The sequence below is a fragment of the Brachybacterium vulturis genome, assembly GCF_043641765.1.
GTDB classification, from domain to species: Bacteria; Actinomycetota; Actinomycetes; order Actinomycetales; family Dermabacteraceae; genus Brachybacterium; species Brachybacterium vulturis_A.
This window is the reverse complement of the sequence record NZ_JBHZRO010000006.1, coordinates 79020-98271: the sequence shown is the minus strand read 5'-3', so window position 1 is coordinate 98271 and position 19252 is coordinate 79020. Positions and strand designations below refer to the sequence as shown.

Below are 19252 nucleotides of genomic sequence, written 5' to 3'. Positions count from 1 at the left end.
CGCCGCCGCCCCCCGTGACAGGATGGGACGTCGCCCGGGAGAGGAGCTGTGCATGGTGGGGGTGGGGAGTGCGGCCGCCCTGTCGTGGACGGCGTATCTGCTGCTGTTCCGTCAGGATGCCCGCAGGCTGCGGACCGGGGTCGTCCTGCTGCTGGCGACCTTCTCGAGCATCTCGCTCATGGTCCAGCTGTTCGCGGGGCACCTCCCGACGGGAGCGGCACTCCTCCTCGTCGCCGGTGCCCTCGGGCTGATCGGGACGCTGTTCCTGGGCCTGACCGTGGTCACCGGTTCCCTCGCGGTCTCCCCGCGGGAGGGCAGCCTGCGCGGCCGGCTGCTGTCGGGGCTGGGAGGGATCGCGCTGCTCCTCACCCCGTGGGTGGTGGGGGAGGCGGCCGCGAGCGCGGGCCCCGCCGGGATCGGGGCCGCCGCGACCGCCGGGGTGATCGCGATGCACCTGGGGCTCGCATATCTGGTGTTCCTGGGCACCACGGTGCCCTACCAGTGGTTCCCGCCGCGCTGCGAAGGCACCGGGATCATCATCCTGGGCTCCACGCTGCGCGACGGGGAGGTCCCTCCGCTGCTGCGCCGCCGCCTGGACCGCGCCGTCGCCGAGCGCGACCGCCTGCTCGGCCTCGGGATCGATCCGCTGCTGGTGCCCTCGGGGGGCAAGGGCGACGGGGAGACCCCGGCGGAGGGTGCGGCGATGGCGGCCTACCTGACCTCCGTGGCCGGCGTGCCGCCGGACCGGGTGCGGGCCGAGACCGCAGCACGGACCACCCGGGAGAACCTGCTCCTGTCCCACCGGATCCTCGACGAGGCCGGCCACCGGGGGTCGTACATCATCTCCACCAGCGGCTACCACGCCTTCCGTGCCGCGCTGCTGGCGCGCGGGCTGGGGTACGGCGACACCGCGGTCGGCGAACCGACCGCGGTGTCCTACCTCCCCACCGCGACGCTGCGCGAGTACGTCCTCACCATGTCGTACCGCAAGCGCTGGATCGCTGCCTCGCTCCCCGTGACCGCAGGGCTCGTGATCCTGCTGCTGCGCGCCGCCTGAACGACCGCAGGGCGCCCTCCGGGCAGGGGCTCAGCACCCCCGTCCCCACGGCAGGTCCCGGGCGCCGCCGGGATCACCGCCGCGCCAGCTCCCCCAGCGCGGTGCGCGTCCACCACGCGCCGGTCTGCCGCCGTTCCTGCCGGGTCGCGTACCGGTACTCGAACAGGCGCACCCGGATCCCCGTCGGCGCCTCGCCCGCGAAGGGGTCGATGCGCAGCAGCCGCCGCACCCCGGGGTCGCCGTCCCGCAGCCTCTCCAGCAGTGCCACGAACCACCGCTCGGGCCCCGGGCGCAGGGCGAGGAACCACATCTGCCAGTCGAGCCGCAGGTGGTACGGGGCGAACTGCCGCGAGCGCCGCCGCACGTCACCGGGCTTGCCGCGGAACTCGAAGGGCAGCCACTCCAGCTCCGCGGCGGTGTCGGGGTCGGCGGCGCGGGTTGCTTCGATGACCACCTCGTACCGCCGCTGGGTCATCGAGCCGAAGGCGCCGTAGGCGTTGACCAGGTGGAAGCGGTTGAAGCTCGCGTTCATCAGCTGGCGGGCGGAGAACAGGTTCCGCAACGGCGCCCAGGAGAGGACCGCGAGCAGGACGAACACGGCCAGGATCAGCAGCTGCCACCACAGCGGCGACGCCTCCCCCGCCACCGGTTGGCCGACCAGCGGCCACCGCCGCCATCCCCAGCCGGGCCACGGCCCGCCCCCGACCCAGCGCAGGAACGGATCGCTGACCGCGGAGAACGCCACCAGGATGGTGAGCCAGTTCAGCCAGGCGTAGTTGCCGGTGAGCACCAGGAACAGCTGGCTGAGGATCACCGCGGCCGCGGCGATCGACGCGATCGGCTGCGGCAGCAGGACCAGCCAGATCACCCCCAGCTGCACGGCGTGGCTGCCCAGCACCTCGAGCCGGTGCCACCAGCGCGGCATGAGGTGCGCGAGGCGGCTGAGCGGACCGGGCATCGGCTGGGTCTGATGGTGATGGTCCATCGCGGTGAGGTCGCGCCAGGCGGGATCCCCCCGCATCTTGATCATCCCCGCACCGAACTCGAGGCGCAGCAGCATCCAGCGCAGGAAGAGCAGGATCAGCAGCGGCGGCGCGACCTCATGGGAGCCGAGGAAGCCGACGAGGAACCCGCACTCCAGCAGCATCGACTCCCAGCCGAAGCCGTAGAACACCTGACCCACGGAGTGGATCGAGAGGTACAGGGCCCACATCGCCCCGAACACCGCGATCGTGGTCCAGGCCGGTCCCTGCTGGGGCAGGCCCAGCACGGTCAGCGCGCCGAGCAGCATCCCTGCCAGGCACATCACCCGCAGCAGGCGGTCGCTGTAGGGGGTGCGTCGCCAGCGGAAGAGGGTGGGTCCCGCACGGTCGCCGGCGCGCTCGAGGAAGTCCGTCACCGGCAGCAGTCCGCGCTCCCCCAGCAGCACCGGGAACTGGTGGAAGGTGGAGCCGAAGGCGAGGACGAACACGGCGGCGACCCCGCGCTGGATCACCTCCCGGGCGATCGTGTACTCGTGCCCGTCCAGCAGCCCCAGCCAGCTGCTCCAGTCCACGGCGCTCACCTCCGGCGGCTCGGTCCCTGCCCCCGATCATCCGCCGGGATCGGCGCCGTGTCACGCGTGCGGGGCCAGGGCCGACCCGGCCCACCAGGTGCAGGCCGCGAGCGCCACGGCGAAGCTCAGCGTCCACACCCATCCCGGCAGCGGTGACAGGGCGGCCAGCTGGGCGGGGTCGTCGGCGCGACCGCCACCGCGGATCACGGCACCGAGGTGGCGCCAGGCGCCCAGCAGCAGGAACCCACCGCCGGCGAGCGTGAGCACGGCAGTGAGCACCGGGCTCCCCCACCACCACAGCGCCCCCGCCCCTGCGGCGGTGCCGAGCACGGCCCCCAGGGTGTGCAGGGAACGGGTGAAGACGAGCGAGAGCACGAGCACCACCAGCGCCGCGAACAGGGCGGCGGGCGCCCAGCCGTGCAGGGCGATCTGCACCAGCACCGCGCCCACCAGCGCGGGCGCGGGGTATCCGGCCCAGGTGGAGGCCACGCGGCCGAACCCGCGACGGGGGCCGACGGTGACCGCGTGCCCGGACATGTTCGCGCTGACCACGAATCCGGTGAAACGGCGACCCAGCAGGATCCCGACGATCGCATGGCCGAGCTCGTGGACGATCGTCACCGCGAGCCGGGCGAGGCGCCACGCGGGCGGCAGCACCACCACCGCGAGCGCCAGGAGCAGCGCGGCCGGCACCCACCAGGCGCCGGCGGGGACGGCGTCGGGCAGCAGCCGTTCCACGATCTGGTGGCCGAGGGTGCGCAGGTCCATCCGTTCATGGTGACAGCACCGGCCCGGAGCGTGCTGGGAACGCCGTCCCGGGCCTCGTCCCCGGACGCGACGACGCCCGCCTCCTCCGGCTGATGCCGGAGGCGACGGGCGTCTGGTTCAAGCAGCCGCTCCTGGGAGCGACCGGAATGCTCAGATTCCGCGGATGTTCACTGCCTGCATGCCCTTGGGGCCCTGCTCGGTCTCGAACTCCACGCGCTGGTTCTCCTCGAGGTCGCGACGGCCGGTGCCGGCGATGGCGCTGAAGTGCGCGAACACATCGGCGGAGCCGTCCTCGGGGGCGATGAAGCCGTAGCCCTTGTCGGAGTTGAACCAGGTGACGATGCCAGTAGCCATGGCGATATTCCTTCGTAGTCGTGAACCACTCTCGTGGCCCGGGTATCCGTGACGACGGCGCCGCCGCGGATGGGGTGCGGCCGCAGGGGCCGCCTGAACCGCGGTCGACGACAGGACGTCGCCGATGCGGCAGCTGTGGGGCCCGCAGGCCGTGGGGGACCCTCCGGCGAGCGCGGCGACGGGTGCGTCGGCGACGGCTCGGGGCCGGGAGGGGAGGGAGCGCTCAGCGGTGACCGCGAGCGGGTGTCGAACATTGGCAGTGCGGAGGAGGTGATGTATTCCCAGTTTCTTCGGAGTGCTGCGCGACCGTCGTCGGTCGCCCCCGAGGGAGGCATCCTGCGCCGTGCACCGAAAGACTACGCCATGATGGAGGGTGCGCCCACCACGATGTGACCCACCGGACGATTCGGGCCGGAGGCGGGGATCCCGGCGCAGGGCGGCAGGCTCGTCCCTCAGCTCTCCGGATCACCCTCGCCATGCTCGTCGCCCTCCCAGCGCAGCAGATCCCCCACCTGGCAGTCGAGCACCTCGCACAGTGCGGCGAGGGTCGAGAAGCGCACCGCCTCGGCGCGGCCGTTCTTGAGCACCGCGAGGTTCGCCGGGGTGATGCCCACCTTCGCGGCGAGCACTCCGACGGGCATCTTGCGACGGGCGAGCATGACGTCGATGTCCACCACGATCGGCATTCAGCTCACCTCGTCGAGCTGGACGCGCAGGGAGCCGGCCGGGGAGTCCCCGCTGATGGCGCGCAGGATCTGGACGGGTACGGCACCCATGGCGACCTCCGGTGTCGACGACCAGGCTGGATCTGTCGCTCCTCGATAGGTCGGAGCAGGTCCGTGCGGCATCTCCCCGCACAGCCGTTCCTGGTCGGTGCGCACCGCCCCGTGATGTCATGGGGCATGGTGAAGAATCCGAGAAGTCCGCATGGCGGGGAGCGAGAGCCCGTGACACCCAGGACCATCATCCTCACCGGAGCTTCCGACGGGATCGGTGCGGCCGCTGCGCGACTGCTCTCCCCGCAGGGCCACCGTCTCCTCCTCGTCGGCCGCTCCCCCCAGAAGATCGCCGCCGTCGCGGGCGAGACCGGCGCCGAGCCCTTCGTCGCCGACTTCGCCTCGCTGGCGGAGGTGCGGAAGCTCGCGGAACGGCTGACGGACGCCGCCGGCGGTGACGGCATCGATGTGCTCGCGAACAACGCGGGCGGGATCTTCGGCGACCCGCGACCGACCGTCGACGGCTTCGAGAAGACCTTCCAGGTCAATCATCTCGCCCCGTTCCTGCTCACGAACCTGCTGCTGCCCGGGCTCCGGCGAGCCGACGGCAGCGTCGTGAACACCTCGAGCGCGGCCCATCGCGTCTTCGGGCATCTCGAGCTGGAGCGGCTCGGCGAGGTGCGGCAGGTGAGCGCCCGGCGCGACTACGGCGACGCCAAGCTCGCGACCGTGCTCTTCACCCGCAGCCTGCACCGGCGCTTCCATGACGACGGGCTCTCGGCGGTCGCCTTCCACCCCGGCGTCGTGCGCACCGGCTTCGCCGCCGGCTCCCGCGGCGGCATGCGGATGATCTACCACTCCGCCCTGGGCCGGATGCTCCCGATGATCAGTGCCGCGCAGGGCGGAGCGAACCTCGCCTGGCTGCTCGAGGGCACCCCCGGAGTCACCTGGAGCTCCGGGCGCTACTACCACCGCTATCGGCCCACCTCCCGGGTGCACCCTCAGGCCGAGGACCTCGACCTCGCCGACGCCCTCTGGCGTCGCAGCGCCGAGATGGTGGGCCTGGCCTGAGGGCCGGTGCGGGCCGACCCGTCGAAGCCGGTGACGGCACCCGCACGATGATCGAGAAGCGGTCCTGCGCCCGTAGGATCGCGGGATGTCCGAGTCCGCTGAGCCCGTTGAGATCACCGCCGAGCGCCCCTCCTCCGACCGCGGGGGCGTGCCCTGGGCGTCGATCCTGCGCAATGCGGTGTTCGTGCTCGTGGTGCTCGCGATGATCTGGCTCGCCCTGAACGTGCGCCTGCCCTCCCTGGACCAGCTGCAGGCCGGGATCGCAGATCTGGGGCTGTGGGGGCCGTTCTTCTTCATCGGTCTGTACGCGGTCGTCGCCGTGACGCCGATCCCGGTGACGATCATGGCGGTGGCCGCCGGGATGATCTTCGGACTGCCGCTGGGGACCCTGCTGTCGATGGTCGGCGTCGTGATCGGCTGCTGCGGCGGCTACGGGATCGCGCGGCTGCTGGGCCGGGACACCGTGATGAGACTGCTCGGCTCGCATGCCGGGGTGGTCGAGGAGCGGCTCGAGGACGGCGGGTTCTATGCGGTGTGCACCCTGCGCCTGATGCCCGGGATCCCGTACTGGCCGGTGAACTACGGCAGCGGTGTCCTGGGCATCAGCGGCCGCGAGTTCCTCATCGCGACCGCTCTCTCCGCGCTGCCGGGTCAGGTCTCGCTGATCGCCGTCGGAGCCTTCATCGCGGACGCCACGCTGATCAACGGCATCGCCGTGCTGATCTCCTGGATCGTCGTGATCGCCCTGACGGTGCTGGCCTACCGGCGCTGGCGGGCCGCCCTCACCCAGGTGGATGCTCCGTCGAAGTGACCGGATACCTCGGGCGCCGCAGGTAGACTCTCCCGTACGCCGACGGAGTCGCTCCACCTTCGAAGTCCGGGGCAGCCCCGCCAGGTGGCATCGCGTCACCCGACGCATGCCGTCCCCGCCGCGGCTCGCAGCGCCCCGGCCATCCCCGAGGATGTGGCATGAGCACGACGACCGAGGCTCCCAGCGGGTTCAGCCCGCGCATGGCCCTGCAGAAGGTCGGCACCTCCCTGTCGAACATGGTGATGCCGAACATCCCCGCGCTGATCGCGTGGGGTCTGCTGACCGCCTTCTTCATCCCTGACGGCTGGACCCCGAACGCACCGCTGGCGAGCGTCGTGGGCCCGATGATCCACTACCTGCTGCCGCTGCTGATCGCGAACACCGGCGGCCGCATGATCTACGAGGCGCGCGGCGCCGTGGTCGGCGTGATCGCCACCATGGGCGTCATCGGCGGCTCCGACTGGCTGATCGCCCAGGAGAACGCGCAGCTGCTCGAGACGTGGCTGGCCGAGGGCAATGCGGAGGCGGACTTCGCCGCGCTGGGCGAGGTCCACATGTTCATCGGCGCGATGATCATGGCGCCGCTGGCGGCCTGGGTGATGAAAAGGCTCGACCGGCTCTGGCAGGACCACATCCCGGCCGGCTTCGAGATGCTCGTGAACATGTTCTCGGCCGGCATCTTCGGCCTCGTCGCCCTGGCGGCCGGGTTCTTCGGCCTCGCGCCGCTGGTGAACGGGCTGATGACCCTGCTGTCCAACGGCGTCGCCGCCCTGGTGAACGCCGGGCTGCTGCCGCTGGTGTCCCTGCTCATCGAACCGGCGAAGGTCTTCTTCCTCAACAACGCGATCAACCACGGCGTGCTCACCCCGCTGGGCATCTCCGAGGCCGCCGTGGACGGCAAATCCGTGCTGTTCCTGCTCGAGGCCAACCCCGGCCCCGGTGTCGGCATCCTGCTCGCCTTCACCGTCTTCGGCCGCGGCGCGGCACGCGCCTCCGCCCCCGGCGCCGCGATCATCCAGTTCTTCGGCGGCATCCACGAGATCTACTTCCCCTACGTGCTGATGCGGCCGATCCTCATCCTCGCCGCGATCGGCGGCGGCATGACGGGCGTCGCGGTCAACGCCGCCTTCGGCACCGGTCTCATCGCCCCCGCCTCCCCCGGCTCGATCTTCGCGATCTTCGGCGTGGCCGCCCGCGATTCCTACCTGGGCATCGGGCTCTCGGTCCTCGCCGCGGCCGCGGTGAGCTTCACGCTCTCGGCCCTGTTCCTGAAGCTCGGCACGCGAGACGACGGCGACATCGCCGCCGCCACCGCCAAGATGGAGCAGATGAAGGGCAAGAAGTCCTCGGTCGCCGGCGCCCTGACCGGTGCAGGGGCCGGTGCCGCCGCGGCGGCCGACGGGTCCGGCCACACCGGCCCGATCCAGAAGATCGTCTTCGCCTGCGACGCCGGCATGGGCTCCTCCGCCATGGGCGCGACCGTGCTGCGCAAGAAGGTCCGCACCGCCGGTTTCGACGACGTCGAGGTCACCAACAAGGCGATCTCGAGCCTGAGCGACGAATGGGACGTGGTGGTGACCCAGAAGGAGCTCACCGACCGGGCCCGCCAGCGCACCGGCTCCGCCGTGCACGTCAGCGTGGACCAGTTCATGAACTCCCCCCGCTACGACGAGGTCGTTCAGCTGGTGGAGCAGCGGAATGCGGAGCACTCGGAGCCCGCGCCGGCCGCCGAACGCCCGCAGGAGGAGGCAGCGCCCGGCGCGACGATCCTCGCCCCCGAGTCCATCATCCTCTCCGGCACCGCGAGCGACTCCGCCTCCGGCATCGACGAGGCCGGCGCGCTGCTGGTCGCCGCCGGGGCCGTGGACGAGGGCTACGTCACCGCCATGCACGACCGCGAGGCGACGGTCTCGACGTTCATGGGCAACGGCCTGGCGATCCCCCACGGCACGGGCGAGGCCAAGTCCGGCATCCAGCGCTCGGCGATGTCCTTCGTGCGCTACCCCGGCGGGATCGACTGGAACGGCAACCCGACCACCTTCGTGATCGGGATCGCGGGCGTGGGCAACGAGCACCTCGAGCTGCTGCAGAAGGTCGCCATGACCTTCTCCGACCCCGCGCAGGTCCAGCGGCTCGAGAACGCGACCACCACCGAGGAGATCCTCGAGATCCTCGGCGAGACGAAGGAGTGAGCCGGCGATGAAGGCAGTGCATTTCGGGGCCGGGAACATCGGCCGCGGGTTCGTGGGCCTGCTGCTGCACGAGGCGGGCTGCGAGGTGGTGTTCTCCGACGTCGCCGAGAGCCTCGTCCAGCAGCTCCAGCAGGTGGACTCCTATACGGTCACCACCGTCGGCCAGCACCCCACCAGGACGAGGGTGGACGGGTTCCGGGCACTGAACTCCGCGACGGACCCGGAGACCCTCACCGAGGAGATCGCCACGGCGGAGATCGCCACCACGGCCGTCGGCGCGCGCATCCTGCGCTTCGTCGCACCGCACATCGCCGCCGGGATCGCCGCCCGCCCCGCCGGGGCGCCCCCGTTGGCCGTGATGGCCTGCGAGAACGCGATCAACGCGACGGACCTGCTGGAGCAGGAGATCCGGGCGAACTATCAGGGCGAGGACCTCGAGGAGAGGGCGCTGTTCGCCAACACCGCGGTGGACCGGATCGTGCCGGTCCAGGCCGAGGGCGCGGGCCTGGACGTCACCGTGGAGGACTTCTACGAGTGGGCGGTCGAGCGCGGCCCCTTCGCCGGGAACGAGCCCGACATCCCGGGCATCACCTGGGTCGACGACCTCGGCCCGTACCTCGAGCGGAAGCTGTTCACGGTCAACACCGGCCATGCCACGACCGCCTGGCACGGCTGGGCCGCGGGTCACGCCACCATCGCCGAGGCGATCCGCGACCCGGCGGTCACGACCCGGGTGGAGACCGTGCTCGCGGAGACCTCCGCGCTGCTGTGCGCCCAGCACGGCTTCTCCGAGGACGACATGGCCTCCTACCGCACGAAGGTGCTGGGCCGTTTCGCGAACACCGCCCTGCCCGATCCGGTGGAGCGGGTGGGCCGCGGACCGCTGCGCAAGCTCTCGCGCGAGGACCGCATCATCGGCCCCGCCGCCGCACTCGCCGAACGGGACATGGCGCACGAGGGGCTGCTGTCCGCCTTCGCCGCGGCGCTCGCCTTCACCCCGGAAGGGGACGAGGAGGTGGATCGCCTGCAGGAGCTGCTGCGCACCACGAGCGCCGACGCCGCGACGCTCGAGATCACGTCCCTCGCACCGGACCATCCGCTGCACCCCGAGGTGCGGGCGCTCATCGCCGCACGCCTCGCGGGACCCTGAACCCACCGCCCACCACCCGAGACGATATATTCCCCTCACAGCACGTGAGCCCACGAAAGGTACTTACCATGGCAGAGCGCACCGTCACGATCGCCAGCTCCTCCGGGCTCCACGCCCGCCCCGCCGGCATCTTCGCCCAGGCCGCGGCGCAGCAGCCCGCGACCGTCACCATCGAGAAGGCCGGCGGCAACGCCGTGCAGGCCTCGAGCATGCTGATGCTGATGACCCTCGGCGCCGGCAAGGGCGACGAGGTCACCCTGCGCGCCGAGGGCGAGGGCGCCGAGGAGTCGGTCGACGCGCTGGCCACGCTCCTGGAGAAAGATCTCGACGCCGAGGAGTGAGCGGGACCACGCCCGAAGGAACCCCCGGAACCTCCCCTCAGCGGGAGTGTCCGGGGGTTCCTCGCATCACAGCCCGAGCTCGCCCAGGATCGGCAGCCCGGCGCGGACCGCGCTGATCGCGTCGTCCGCGGTGCGGGCGGCGAGGGCCTGCGCCGCGAGCTCCCTGGCCTGCTCGAGGGTCACGCTGGAGAGCACCGTCGCCACCGCCGGCAGGGACCGCGGGGTCATCGACAGGCTGTTCACGCCCAGGCCCACCAGCACCACCGCGAGGCCCGGCTCCCCGGCGGCCTCACCGCACACGCCCACGGGCTTGTTCGCGCTCTCCCCGAAGGCTTCTGGGTCCCCGCCCGCGGCACGGGCCCCGTCGCAGGTGGCTCTCACCAGTGCGAGCACGGAGGGCTGCCAGGGCGTGTTCAGGTGGGCGAGGGAGCCGAGCTGGCGGTCCGCGGCCATCGTGTACTGGGTGAGGTCGTTGGTGCCGATGGAGGCGAAGTCGCAGGCCGCGAGGTGACGGTCCGCGGTGAGCGCGGCCGCAGGGGTCTCGACCATGATCCCGGCCGGGGCGAGGTCGCGCTCGCGGCACAGGGCGATGAAGTCCTCGGTCTCCTCGACGGTCGCGATCATCGGCGCCATCACCCAGGCCGTCGCCTCGGACCGCTCCGCGGCCGCGGCGATCGCGTCGAGCTGGTTGGTCAGCACCGAGCGCTTCTCCCAGGAGGTGCGGTAGGCGCGCACGCCGAGGGCCGGATTCGGTTCCTCGGCGTCGGTGAGGAACGGCAGCGGCTTGTCGGCGCCGGCGTCGATCGTGCGCACCACGATCTTCTTCCCGGGCAGGTGCGCGAAGGCTTCGGCGTAGGCGGCGCTCTGCTCCTCGACGCTCGGCTCGTCCTCGCGGTCCAGGAACAGGAACTCGGTGCGGAACAGGCCCACCCCGTCGGCGTTCGCGGCCGCCGCCGTCGCGGCGTCCTTGGCGCCGCCGATGTTGGCCAGCAGCTGCACCCGGGTGCCGTCGGCGAGAACCCCGCCCCCGCCCTCGTAGCGCAGCGGGTTCTTCTGCAGCTCGGCCCAGGCGGCGGAGAGGCGCTGGTGCTCCTCGGTGACCTCATCGGTGACGGTGCCGAAGCCGGCGTCGACGAACACCTCGGTGCCGTCGGCGAACTCGTGGATGTCCTTCGCGGCGACGATCGCGGGCAGGCCCAGCTGCCGGGCGAGGATCGCGGTGTGCGACTGGGGGCCGCCGTCGGAGGTGACCAGGGCCAGCACCCGGCTCGGGTCGAGGGTCGCGGTGTCGGCGGGGGCGAGGTCGATCGCGGTGAGCACGAAGGGCTCCTCGACCTCGGGGATCCCGGGCGCCTGCTCGCCGCGCAGCTCGGCGACGATGCGGGCGCGCACGTCGCGCACGTCGGTGGCGCGCTCGGCCATGTATCCGCCGAGGCCCTCGAGCATGGCGGCGACCTGGTCACCGGCCTCCCAGACGGCGCGCGCCGGGGACTTGCCGCCGGAGGTGACGAAGCCCTGCGCGGTCTGGGTGAGGGACGGGTCCGCGGCCATCTGCGCGGTGGCCTCGAGGATCGCCTTCCCGTCGCCGCTGGCCCGCTCGGCCAGCCGGGTCAGCGACGCCTGCACGGCGGTGGCCGCGGCGGGGATCCGCTCGGCCTCGGCGGCGGCGTCGGCGCCCGCCGGCAGCTTCTCCCCCGCAGGAGGTTCGGCGACCGGCGGGGCCATCGACCGGATGGTGCCGATCACTCGGCCGGGACTCACTGCCACACCTGTGTACTGGGCCATCGCTGCCATCTCCTCCGGTGGGCCGATCGGTCGGGTCGTGCCCGCCATGCTACGCGGCCGAGCGTGGGCGCTCTTCCGCGTCCGCACCTCTACGATGGCGCGATGAGTGCCATGGGCTGGGAGCATCTGCACGCGCCGGATCTGCGGGGGCGCACCGTCGTGATGACGGGGGCCAGTGACGGTCTGGGGCGCGAGGCGGCGCTCCAGCTCGCCCGCTGGGGCGCGGAGCTGGTCCTGGCGGTGCGCAATCGCGCCAAGGCAGAGGTGGTCCGCTCCCGGATCGTGCGCGAGACCGGCCGGCCGGAGGCGGTCCGCCTGGTCCACCTCGATCTGGCAGAGCTCGCCTCGGTCCGGTCCGCGGCGCGCGACATCGCGGAGCTCACCGGCGAGCGCGGGATCGACCTGCTGATCCACGTCGCGGGCCTGGTGACCCGGCGCCGTGCGGTCTCGGCCGACGGCTTCGAGCTGATGACCGGGGTGAACGCCCTGGCGCCCCTGCTGCTGACGGATCTGCTGCTGCCGCTGGTGCGGGAGCGGGTGGTGGTGACCGCCTCGGATGCCCACACCGTCGGGGCGATCGACCTGGCCGATCCGCACTTCTCCCGCGGCGGCTGGTCGCTGCCCGCCGCCTACGGACGGTCCAAGCTCGTGACCATGCTGTGGGGGCTCGAGCTGGCGGAGCGACTGCGGGAGCAAGCGGGGCCGGTGGATCTGCAGCTGGTCCACCCCGGCTGGGTGCTGACGAACCTGCAGAACGCCACCGGCTCCGCGCGAGTGGACCGGATGATCACCGAGATGACCCGTCCGCTGGCCATGCCGGCGATCCGAGGGGCCGCCACGGTGCTGTTCGCCGCCACCCAGCCGCTGCCGCCCGGTTCCTACATCGGTCCCGACGGTTTCCGCGCCCTGCGGGGGCGGCCCACGTTCCTGCGCCGCTCGCCGGCGGCGCTGGACCGCGACCTGGCCCGTGAGGTCACGTCCTGGGCGCGGGCCGAAGGCGGAGGGTGCGGGATTCGAACCCGCGGTACAGGGTCACTGCACAATGGTTTTCAAGACCATCTCATTCGGCCGCTCTGACAACCCTCCCGATGCCCGGAGGCACCCCCGGTACTGTACCGGGCTCAGCTCACCTGGGTGCGCCGCACCAGCCAGGCAGCGGCCGAGAGCAGCCCGAGCACGGCGATCACGGCCATCCACGAACCCCACCCCATCGTGAGCACGTCCAGCAGCGCGCGGCCGAAGCCGTCCAGGAGGATCGCTCCGGCGATGATGCCCAGGGCGATCAGCGCGAGGACCGCGCCGGCGCCCCAGAGGAAGACCTGGCCGAAGCGCAGGAAGGCCGCGGTGATCGCCGCCCCGAGGTACAGCACCGTCAGGATCAGCAGGAAGGTCTGCACCAGGGTCTGCCAGGAGGCGCCGGTGCCGGTGTAGAACACGTCGAAGAACCGCACGTGCAGACCGAATCCGTCGGTGGCCTTCTCGATGGTCTTGCCTATCGTGATCAGCACCGAGTAGGCGACGGCGTTGCCCAGGAACACTGCGCTCAGGCCTGCGGCGAACTCACGACGGGTCAGGCCCAGCCCGAGGGCCAGCGGGAAGTACTGGCCCATCGAGGTGAAGCCGTAGCCGATCAGCGGTCCCAGCAGGGCGAAGATCGCCCCGTTCCACTGCATTCCCTCGTTCATCCCGACCTGCGCCGCGGGGCCCAGGGAGCCGACGATCAGACCCACCGAGAGGATGATCGCGAAGGCGAAGACGACGGCGAACAGGGGCCACCCGAAGGCCTGCATCCGATTGACCAGGTGCATGTCGATGACATTGCGTGCGCGCATGGTGGCTCTCCTCTCACGCCACCGGCGCGGTGGCCGTGGCGCTGGTGCGGTGGACGATGTAGTTCTGCAGGGACACGGGGGCGACCTGGAGTCCGGCCGCACGGGCCCGGTCCGCGCTGCCGGGTTCGGCATGGACGACCGCGCTGGCCAGCGAGCCGATCTCCTGGACGTGGAGCACGTCGGCGCCGGCGAGGAAGGCCGTGACCTCGTCGAGCCGGCCGGAGACCTCGATCGCCGCGTTCTGCAGCTTCTCGCTCTCGGCGGAGATCGCGACCCGGCCCTCGTCCAGCAGCACCACGTGCTCGAGCAGGTCGGAGACCTCGTCGATGTGGTGGGTGGAGAGGATCACGGTGCGGGGGTGGGTGGAGAAGTCGACCAGCAGGTGGTCGAAGAACTGGCGCCGTGCCACGGCATCCAGTCCCAGGTAGGGCTCGTCGAAGAACGTCAGCGGGGCCCGGGAGGCGAGGCCGACGATGATGCCGACGGCCGAGAGCTGGCCGCGCGAGAGCTTCTTGATGGCCCGCTTCTCCGGCAGCCGGAACTCGGCGATCAGCTCCCGGGCGAGCTCATGGTCCCAGGCGGGGTAGAGCCGCCCGGCGATGCGCAGCACGTCCCGCGGCCGGAAGCCGTCGGGGTACTTCTGGCTCTACTGGATGAAGCAGGTCTGCGAGAGCACCTGCGCGTTCTCGACCGGATCCTCTCCCAGCATCCGCATCCTCCCGGAGGAGGCGAAGATCTGCCCGGTGAGCAGCTTCATCAGGGTGGTCTTGCCGGCGCCGTTGCGTCCCAGCAGACCGTGCACGCGCCCTGCCTCGAGGTCGAGGGAGACGTCCTCGAGGGCGGCGACGTCGCGGAAGTGCTTGGTGAGGTTGCGGGTCTCGATGGCCTTCATCGCAGCCTTCATTGCAGGGCCTCCATCATCTCGGTGAGTTCTCGGGGCTCGATGCCCAGGTGAGCGGCTTCGCGCAGCAGCGGGACGAGGTAGGCGCGGGCGAAGTCGTCGCGTCGGCGCTGTCGCAGCCGGCCGATGGCGCCGGGGGCCACGAACATGCCCACCCCGCGTCGCTTGACCAGCACGCCGGCGTCGGCGAGGAGGTTCAATCCCTTGCCGGCGGTGGCGGGATTGATCCGCAGGAAGGCGGCCAGCTCATTGGTGGAGGGCACCGGGGCGTCCTCCGGATGGGTGCCGTCGAGGATCCCGTCCTCGATCTGCTCCGCGACCGCGATGTAGAGCGGCTTCGTCTCGTCCAGCACGCGAGCCTCCCCGGTCGTCGGGACCGTCATCACGGTCCATCGGTTCGTTACTCTACTAATGAACCATGGAACCGGAGCGGCGTCAAGGGCATCCCTCCGCCCGAGGGGTCGGCGGTCGCCCGGGGCGGCGCATAGGCTGGAGGCATCCGCCCCGAGCGAGAGGAGCGCCCCATGCGCGCCGTACTGATCGAGTCCGAGGGCGCGGCCCCGCGCCTGCTGGAGGATGCCGACGAGTCCCTGCTCAGCGGGGACGTCGAACTGGACGTGCTGGCCTCCAGCGTTAATTACAAGGACGGCATGGCCCTGGCCGGCACGGGCATCGCCCGCAGCCATCCCCTGATCCCCGGCATCGACCTGGTGGGCCGGGTGACCGACGTCGCCGGTGCCGCCGAGGGGCGCTTCTCCGCCGGGGACCTGGTGGTCCTCAACGGCGACGGGATCGGCGAGTCGGTCCACGGCGGCTTCGCGACCCGTGCCCGGGTGCGCCCCGACGCCCTGGTGCGCCTGCCCCCGACCCTCTCCCCGGACCGCGCCGCTGCGATCGGCACCGCGGGGTTCACCGCGATGCTCGCGGTGCTGGCCCTGGAGGATGCGGGCGTCACGCCGGAGTCCGGGGATGTCCTGGTCACCGGCGCCTCCGGCGGTGCCGGCTCGATCGCCGTCGCCCTGCTGGCCGGCCGCGGCTTCCGGGTCCTCGCCTCCACCGGGCGGCCCGAGGAGAACGGTGAGTACCTGCGGGAGCTCGGCGCCGCCGAGGTGCTGGACCGGCGGGAGCTGTCCGAGCAGCCGGGCCGTCCCCTGCAGTCCCAGCGCTTCGCCGCCGCGGTCGACGGGGTGGGCAGCACCACTCTGGCCAACGTCCTCGCCCAGACCACCTGGGGAGGCACCGTCGCGGCCTACGGGATGGCGCAGGGCCCGGACCTGCCCGCGACCGTGCTGCCCTTCATCCTGCGCGGGGTGACGCTGGCCGGGATCAATTCGGTCCAGTGCCCGCTGCCGCTGCGCGAGCGCGCCTGGGACGCCCTGGCCCGCGAGCTCGATCCGGAGCTGCTGGACGGCATGACCACCGCCATCGGGCTCTCCGAGGTGATCGACCACGCCCCGCGGATCCTCGCCGGGCAGGTCCGCGGCCGCACCGTCGTGGCGGTGGACCAGTGACGATGCGTGCGATGACCATCACCGAGGACCATCGCCTCGAGCTCGCCGAGCTGCCCGAACCCGTCCCCGCCCCCGGCGAGGTGCTGATCGACGTGGTCGCCGCGGGCGTCAACCGTGCCGATCTCGCCCAGGTCGCCGGGACGTACCCGCCGCCGCCCGGGGCTTCCGAGCTGCCGGGGCTGGAGGTCTCGGGCCACCGCCGAGACACCGGCGAGCCGGTCGTGGCGCTGTTGGCCGGCGGCGGCTACGCGGAGGTGGTCGCCGTCCCCGAGCCGCAGCTGCTCCCGGCACCCGCGGGGAGGGACCTGGTCGAGGCCGCGGGAGTGATCGAGGCCTGCGCGACCGTGATCTCGAACCTCGTGCTCGAGGCCGGGCTCGCCGCGGGCGAGACGGTGCTGATCCACGGCGGCACCGGCGGCATCGGCACGGTCGCGATCCAGCTGGCCCGGCACCTGGGAGCCCGGGTGCTCACCACCGTCGGCTCCGACGAGGCGGTCCCGACGGTGCGCGCCCTGGGCGCGGACATGGCCTGGAACCGGCGCTCCGCCGATCTGCTGGCGGCGGTCCGGGAGACCGGCGGGGCGGACGTGATCCTCGACGTGGTGGGCGGGTCGCTGCTCGCGGGCAACGTGGGGATGCTGCGCGAGCACGGGCGCCTGGTCATCATCGGCACCCTCGGCGGGGCGAGCGGGGAGCTGCCGATCGGGATGCTGATGGGCAAGCGCGGCCGGGTCATCGGCACCACCCTGCGCTCCCGCCGCACCGAGGCCAAGCAGCAGATCCTCGAGGCCACCGAGGCGCTGGCATGGCCCCTGCTGGCCTCGGGCGAGCTGCGGGTCCCGCTCCAGGCCCGGCTCCCGCTCGAGCGCGCCGCGGAGGCGCACGACATCCTGCGCGAGGGCGGCCACGTGGGCAAGGTGATCCTGGAGATCACCGCACCCGATCGCTCGCGCTGATCAGCCCCGCAGCTGCTCGAGCACCAGCACGGTGCCGTCCTCGTAGATCGAGTCGGTGACGACGTCGGCGACGTCCTTCACGCCCTGCGGGGCCTGGCCCATCGCCACCCCCACGCCGGCCCAGGTGAGCATCTCGACGTCGTTGAAGCCGTCGCCGACGGCGATCGTGCGGCCGCTGTCGATCTCGAGCCGCCCGCGCAGCACCTCGAGGGCGCTGGCCTTGGAGATGCCGGGGGCGGCCATGTCGAGCCAGGCGGTCCAGCCGATCGAGTACTCGACGCCGTGGACGCCGGATTCGGCGATGACCTTCGAGAACTCCTGCGGGGAGAGGTCCGGCACGTGCACCACCACGCGGACCGCCTCGAGGTCCATCAGCTCGTCCAGATCGCTCTCGATCGCCTGGACCCCGAAGCTCGCGTCCTGGAATCCGGGGGTCGAGCGGAACCTGCCGTCGGGCATCTCCACCGCGTAGTGCGCATCCGGCGCCACCTCCCGCAGGGTGCGCAGCGCGTGCCCGGGCCGGAAGGCGCGGGTGTCGATGATGCGGTGCCCGCCGGGGGCCTCCGGATCCAGTTCGACGGTGACCGCACCGTTGGAGCAGACCGCGTAGCCGCGGGTGATCCCGGCGGTCTCGACGATCGGCAGCGTGGCCCCGAGGGAGCGGCCGGTCGCGATCACGACGGTGTGCTCCGTCGCGGCCCGCTGCAGGACCCGGTGCATCTCGGGGGTCATCGCACCGTCGTGGTCGACGAGGGTCCCGTCGACATCGAGCCCGATCAGCAGCCGCTGCCCGGCGAGCCCGGCCAGGTGCGGCCGGAGGCGGGCCCGGGTGGCCGCACGATCGGTGGTCGAGGTGCGGGCGGAGGTGGTCATGCCAGTCATGTCCTGCAGTGTGCCATCGGCGTGCGACGGACGGGTGAACCGCCGATGACGAAGAGCCTCCCACAGGCGGCGGACGGGGGACGACGACGCCATCTCAGGCTGCGCCCCCCACGACCTCGAAGACCTCGCGCCCACCGAGGTAGGGACGCAGCCCCTCGGGGACCAGGACCGAGCCGTCGGGGAGCTGATGGTTCTCGAGGATCGCGGCGAGGAAGCGCGTGGTGCCGAGGGTGCCGTTGAGCGTGGCGACCGGGCGCAGGCCGTCCTCGGTGCGCTCGCGGATGTTCAGCCGCCGCGCCTGGAACTGGGTGGTGTTCGAGGTGGAGGTCAGCTCGCGATACGTCTCCTGGCTGGGCATCCACGCCTCGCAGTCGTACTTGCGGGCGGCGGAGGTGCCGAGGTCACCGGCGGCGGTGTCGATGATGCGGTAGGGCACATCGATGCGCGCCATCATCTCCCGCTCCCAGTCCAGCAGCCGCTCGTGCTCCTGGTAGGAGTCCTCGATCCGGCAGTAGGAGAACATCTCCACCTTGTGGAACTGGTGGACGCGGATGATGCCGCGGGTGTCCTTGCCGTAGCTGCCGGCCTCGCGGCGGTAGCAGGCGCTCCAGCCGGCGTAGCGGATCGGACCGTCCGAGAGGTCGATGATCTCGTCCTTGTGGTAACCGGCGAGCGCCACCTCGCTGGTGCCGACGAGGTAGAGGTCGTCGCCCTTGTCCAGGTGGTAGACCTCATCGGCGTGCTCGCCGAGGAAGCCGGTGCCCTCCATCGCGTCGGGCAGCACCAGGGTGGGGGTGATCATCGGCGTGAAGCCGGCCGCCGTGGCCTGGTCGATGGCGGAGTTCAGGATCGCCAGCTCCAGCTGGGCGCCGATGCCGCGCAGGAAGTAGAAGCGGGCGCCGGAGACCTTCGCGCCGCGGGCCATGTCGATCGCCCTGAGCCCCTCGGCGATCTCGAGGTGGTCCTTGATCGGGTGCTCGAAGCGCGGGACCTCACCGACGTGCTCACGCACGGTGAAGTCGTCCTCGAGACCCTCGGGGGCACCCTCGGCGAGGTTCGGGATCTCCCGCAGCGCCGCGTCACGACGGCCCAGGGCCTCGCCGGCCTCGGCCTCGAGCCGCTTCACGTCGGCCGCGAGCTGCTTGACCTCGGCCAGCAGCGCCTGCTTCTGCTCGCCCTGCGCCTGCGCGACCTGCTTGCCGAAGGCCTTCTGCTCGGCGCGCGCGGACTCGAAGGCCGCGGTCATCTCGCGCCAGCGGACGTCGGCCTCCAGCACCGCGTCCACGGCGGCGGGGTCGCGTCGGCGCGCCCGCTGGGCGTCACGGACAGCTTCAGGGTTCTCGCGCAGGTGCCGCAGATCGATCATCCCT

General features: G+C 72.0%; 17 protein-coding genes, 1 tRNA gene and 2 pseudogenes. 9 read left to right on the top strand and 11 right to left on the bottom strand.

Going from position 1 to position 19252, the window contains the following annotated elements:
* The first annotated feature begins 52 nt into the window (after positions 1–52).
* Complete coding sequence (locus tag ACHUEU_RS06400) at positions 53–1057, top strand: YdcF family protein (protein ID WP_394215074.1); 1005 nt, start codon at positions 53–55, stop codon at positions 1055–1057.
* A 73-nt stretch (positions 1058–1130) separates the two neighbouring features.
* On the opposite strand, the gene ACHUEU_RS06395 is transcribed toward ACHUEU_RS06400, so the two are convergent.
* The 4 genes from ACHUEU_RS06395 to ACHUEU_RS06380 all read right to left on the bottom strand — a co-directional run bounded on the left by ACHUEU_RS06395 (position 1131) and on the right by ACHUEU_RS06380 (position 4420).
* A complete protein-coding gene (locus tag ACHUEU_RS06395; RefSeq protein ID WP_394215073.1) occupies positions 1131–2612 on the bottom strand; it encodes a lipase maturation factor family protein in 1482 nt (493 codons plus the stop codon).
* 60 nt (positions 2613–2672) lie between these two features.
* On the bottom strand, positions 2673–3380 hold the full coding sequence (locus ACHUEU_RS06390) for a M50 family metallopeptidase (protein WP_394215072.1): 708 nt from the start codon (positions 3378–3380) through the stop codon (positions 2673–2675).
* 150 nt (positions 3381–3530) lie between these two features.
* Positions 3531–3734, bottom strand: coding sequence for a cold-shock protein (locus ACHUEU_RS06385; RefSeq protein WP_089065594.1), 204 nt, complete (start codon positions 3732–3734; stop codon positions 3531–3533).
* Positions 3735–4186: 452 nt separating this feature from the next.
* Positions 4187–4420, bottom strand: a complete 234-nt coding sequence (locus ACHUEU_RS06380) for a helix-turn-helix domain-containing protein (RefSeq protein WP_394215071.1) — start codon at positions 4418–4420, stop codon at positions 4187–4189.
* 261 nt (positions 4421–4681) lie between these two features.
* Between ACHUEU_RS06380 and ACHUEU_RS06375 the strand changes: the two genes are divergently transcribed.
* The 5 genes from ACHUEU_RS06375 (at position 4682) to ACHUEU_RS06355 (ending at position 10015) form a co-directional block, all read left to right on the top strand.
* Positions 4682–5521, top strand: a complete 840-nt coding sequence (locus ACHUEU_RS06375) for an SDR family NAD(P)-dependent oxidoreductase (RefSeq protein WP_394215070.1) — start codon at positions 4682–4684, stop codon at positions 5519–5521.
* A gap of 85 nt (positions 5522–5606) precedes the next feature.
* Entirely contained in the window at positions 5607–6332 is a 726-nt protein-coding gene (locus tag ACHUEU_RS06370) for a TVP38/TMEM64 family protein (RefSeq protein WP_394215069.1), read from the top strand.
* 158 nt (positions 6333–6490) lie between these two features.
* Positions 6491–8524 (top strand): PTS sugar transporter subunit IIA, encoded by a 2034-nt coding sequence (locus ACHUEU_RS06365; RefSeq protein ID WP_394215068.1) that lies wholly within the window; start codon positions 6491–6493, stop codon positions 8522–8524.
* A gap of 7 nt (positions 8525–8531) precedes the next feature.
* Entirely contained in the window at positions 8532–9674 is a 1143-nt protein-coding gene (locus ACHUEU_RS06360; RefSeq protein ID WP_394215067.1) for a mannitol-1-phosphate 5-dehydrogenase, read from the top strand.
* Between the two features lie 68 nt (positions 9675–9742).
* Positions 9743–10015: an HPr family phosphocarrier protein gene (locus ACHUEU_RS06355; RefSeq protein ID WP_394215066.1), complete on the top strand. Its 273-nt coding sequence runs from the start codon at positions 9743–9745 to the stop codon at positions 10013–10015.
* Positions 10016–10081: 66 nt separating this feature from the next.
* Here the strand turns inward: ACHUEU_RS06355 and ptsP are convergent, their stop codons facing one another.
* Complete coding sequence (ptsP, locus tag ACHUEU_RS06350; RefSeq protein WP_394215065.1) at positions 10082–11800, bottom strand: phosphoenolpyruvate--protein phosphotransferase; 1719 nt, start codon at positions 11798–11800, stop codon at positions 10082–10084.
* 102 nt (positions 11801–11902) lie between these two features.
* Here ptsP and ACHUEU_RS06345 point away from each other — a divergent pair.
* Positions 11903–12550, top strand: a pseudogene (locus ACHUEU_RS06345) (SDR family NAD(P)-dependent oxidoreductase); the annotation flags it as partial.
* A 248-nt stretch (positions 12551–12798) separates the two neighbouring features.
* Here the strand turns inward: ACHUEU_RS06345 and ACHUEU_RS06340 are convergent.
* From ACHUEU_RS06340 to ACHUEU_RS06325, 4 genes and pseudogenes are all read right to left on the bottom strand, one after another.
* A tRNA-Ser gene (locus ACHUEU_RS06340) sits at positions 12799–12886 on the bottom strand.
* 35 nt (positions 12887–12921) lie between these two features.
* Entirely contained in the window at positions 12922–13632 is a 711-nt protein-coding gene (locus ACHUEU_RS06335) for a hypothetical protein (RefSeq protein WP_394215064.1), read from the bottom strand.
* A 13-nt stretch (positions 13633–13645) separates the two neighbouring features.
* Positions 13646–14524 (bottom strand): annotated as a pseudogene (locus tag ACHUEU_RS06330) (ABC transporter ATP-binding protein).
* A gap of 8 nt (positions 14525–14532) precedes the next feature.
* Positions 14533–14916, bottom strand: coding sequence for a GntR family transcriptional regulator (locus tag ACHUEU_RS06325; RefSeq protein ID WP_394215063.1), 384 nt, complete (start codon positions 14914–14916; stop codon positions 14533–14535).
* A 141-nt stretch (positions 14917–15057) separates the two neighbouring features.
* Here ACHUEU_RS06325 and ACHUEU_RS06320 point away from each other — a divergent pair, with 141 nt between their 5' ends.
* Positions 15058–16044 (top strand): MDR family oxidoreductase, encoded by a 987-nt coding sequence (locus tag ACHUEU_RS06320; RefSeq protein ID WP_394215062.1) that lies wholly within the window; start codon positions 15058–15060, stop codon positions 16042–16044.
* Positions 16045–16046: 2 nt separating this feature from the next.
* Positions 16047–17000 carry an NAD(P)H-quinone oxidoreductase gene (locus tag ACHUEU_RS06315; protein ID WP_394215060.1) on the top strand — a complete coding sequence of 318 codons (954 nt, stop codon included), beginning with the start codon at positions 16047–16049 and terminating at the stop codon, positions 16998–17000.
* On the opposite strand, the gene ACHUEU_RS06310 is transcribed toward ACHUEU_RS06315, so the two are convergent.
* Both ACHUEU_RS06310 and serS read right to left on the bottom strand, forming a co-directional pair.
* Entirely contained in the window at positions 17001–17873 is an 873-nt protein-coding gene (locus ACHUEU_RS06310; RefSeq protein ID WP_394215162.1) for an HAD family hydrolase, read from the bottom strand.
* A 103-nt stretch (positions 17874–17976) separates the two neighbouring features.
* Positions 17977–19248 carry a serine--tRNA ligase gene (serS, locus tag ACHUEU_RS06305; protein WP_394215059.1) on the bottom strand — a complete coding sequence of 424 codons (1272 nt, stop codon included), beginning with the start codon at positions 19246–19248 and terminating at the stop codon, positions 17977–17979.
* Between the last annotated feature and the right edge of the window lie 4 nt (positions 19249–19252).

Coding starts and splice junctions, on each gene's coding strand:
- ACHUEU_RS06400 (WP_394215074.1), top strand. CDS start 53: ATGGTGGGGGTGGGGAGTGCGGCCGCCCTGTCGTGGACGGCGTATCTG.
- ACHUEU_RS06390 (WP_394215072.1), bottom strand. CDS start 3,380: ATGGACCTGCGCACCCTCGGCCACCAGATCGTGGAACGGCTGCTGCCC.
- ACHUEU_RS06385 (WP_089065594.1), bottom strand. CDS start 3,734: ATGGCTACTGGCATCGTCACCTGGTTCAACTCCGACAAGGGCTACGGC.
- ACHUEU_RS06380 (WP_394215071.1), bottom strand. CDS start 4,420: ATGCCGATCGTGGTGGACATCGACGTCATGCTCGCCCGTCGCAAGATG.
- ACHUEU_RS06370 (WP_394215069.1), top strand. CDS start 5,607: ATGTCCGAGTCCGCTGAGCCCGTTGAGATCACCGCCGAGCGCCCCTCC.
- ACHUEU_RS06365 (WP_394215068.1), top strand. CDS start 6,491: ATGAGCACGACGACCGAGGCTCCCAGCGGGTTCAGCCCGCGCATGGCC.
- ACHUEU_RS06360 (WP_394215067.1), top strand. CDS start 8,532: ATGAAGGCAGTGCATTTCGGGGCCGGGAACATCGGCCGCGGGTTCGTG.
- ACHUEU_RS06355 (WP_394215066.1), top strand. CDS start 9,743: ATGGCAGAGCGCACCGTCACGATCGCCAGCTCCTCCGGGCTCCACGCC.
- ptsP (WP_394215065.1), bottom strand. CDS start 11,800: ATGGCCCAGTACACAGGTGTGGCAGTGAGTCCCGGCCGAGTGATCGGC.
- ACHUEU_RS06335 (WP_394215064.1), bottom strand. CDS start 13,632: ATGCGCGCACGCAATGTCATCGACATGCACCTGGTCAATCGGATGCAG.
- ACHUEU_RS06325 (WP_394215063.1), bottom strand. CDS start 14,916: ATGACGGTCCCGACGACCGGGGAGGCTCGCGTGCTGGACGAGACGAAG.
- ACHUEU_RS06320 (WP_394215062.1), top strand. CDS start 15,058: ATGCGCGCCGTACTGATCGAGTCCGAGGGCGCGGCCCCGCGCCTGCTG.
- ACHUEU_RS06315 (WP_394215060.1), top strand. CDS start 16,047: ATGCGTGCGATGACCATCACCGAGGACCATCGCCTCGAGCTCGCCGAG.
- ACHUEU_RS06310 (WP_394215162.1), bottom strand. CDS start 17,873: ATGACCACCTCCGCCCGCACCTCGACCACCGATCGTGCGGCCACCCGG.
- serS (WP_394215059.1), bottom strand. CDS start 19,248: ATGATCGATCTGCGGCACCTGCGCGAGAACCCTGAAGCTGTCCGTGAC.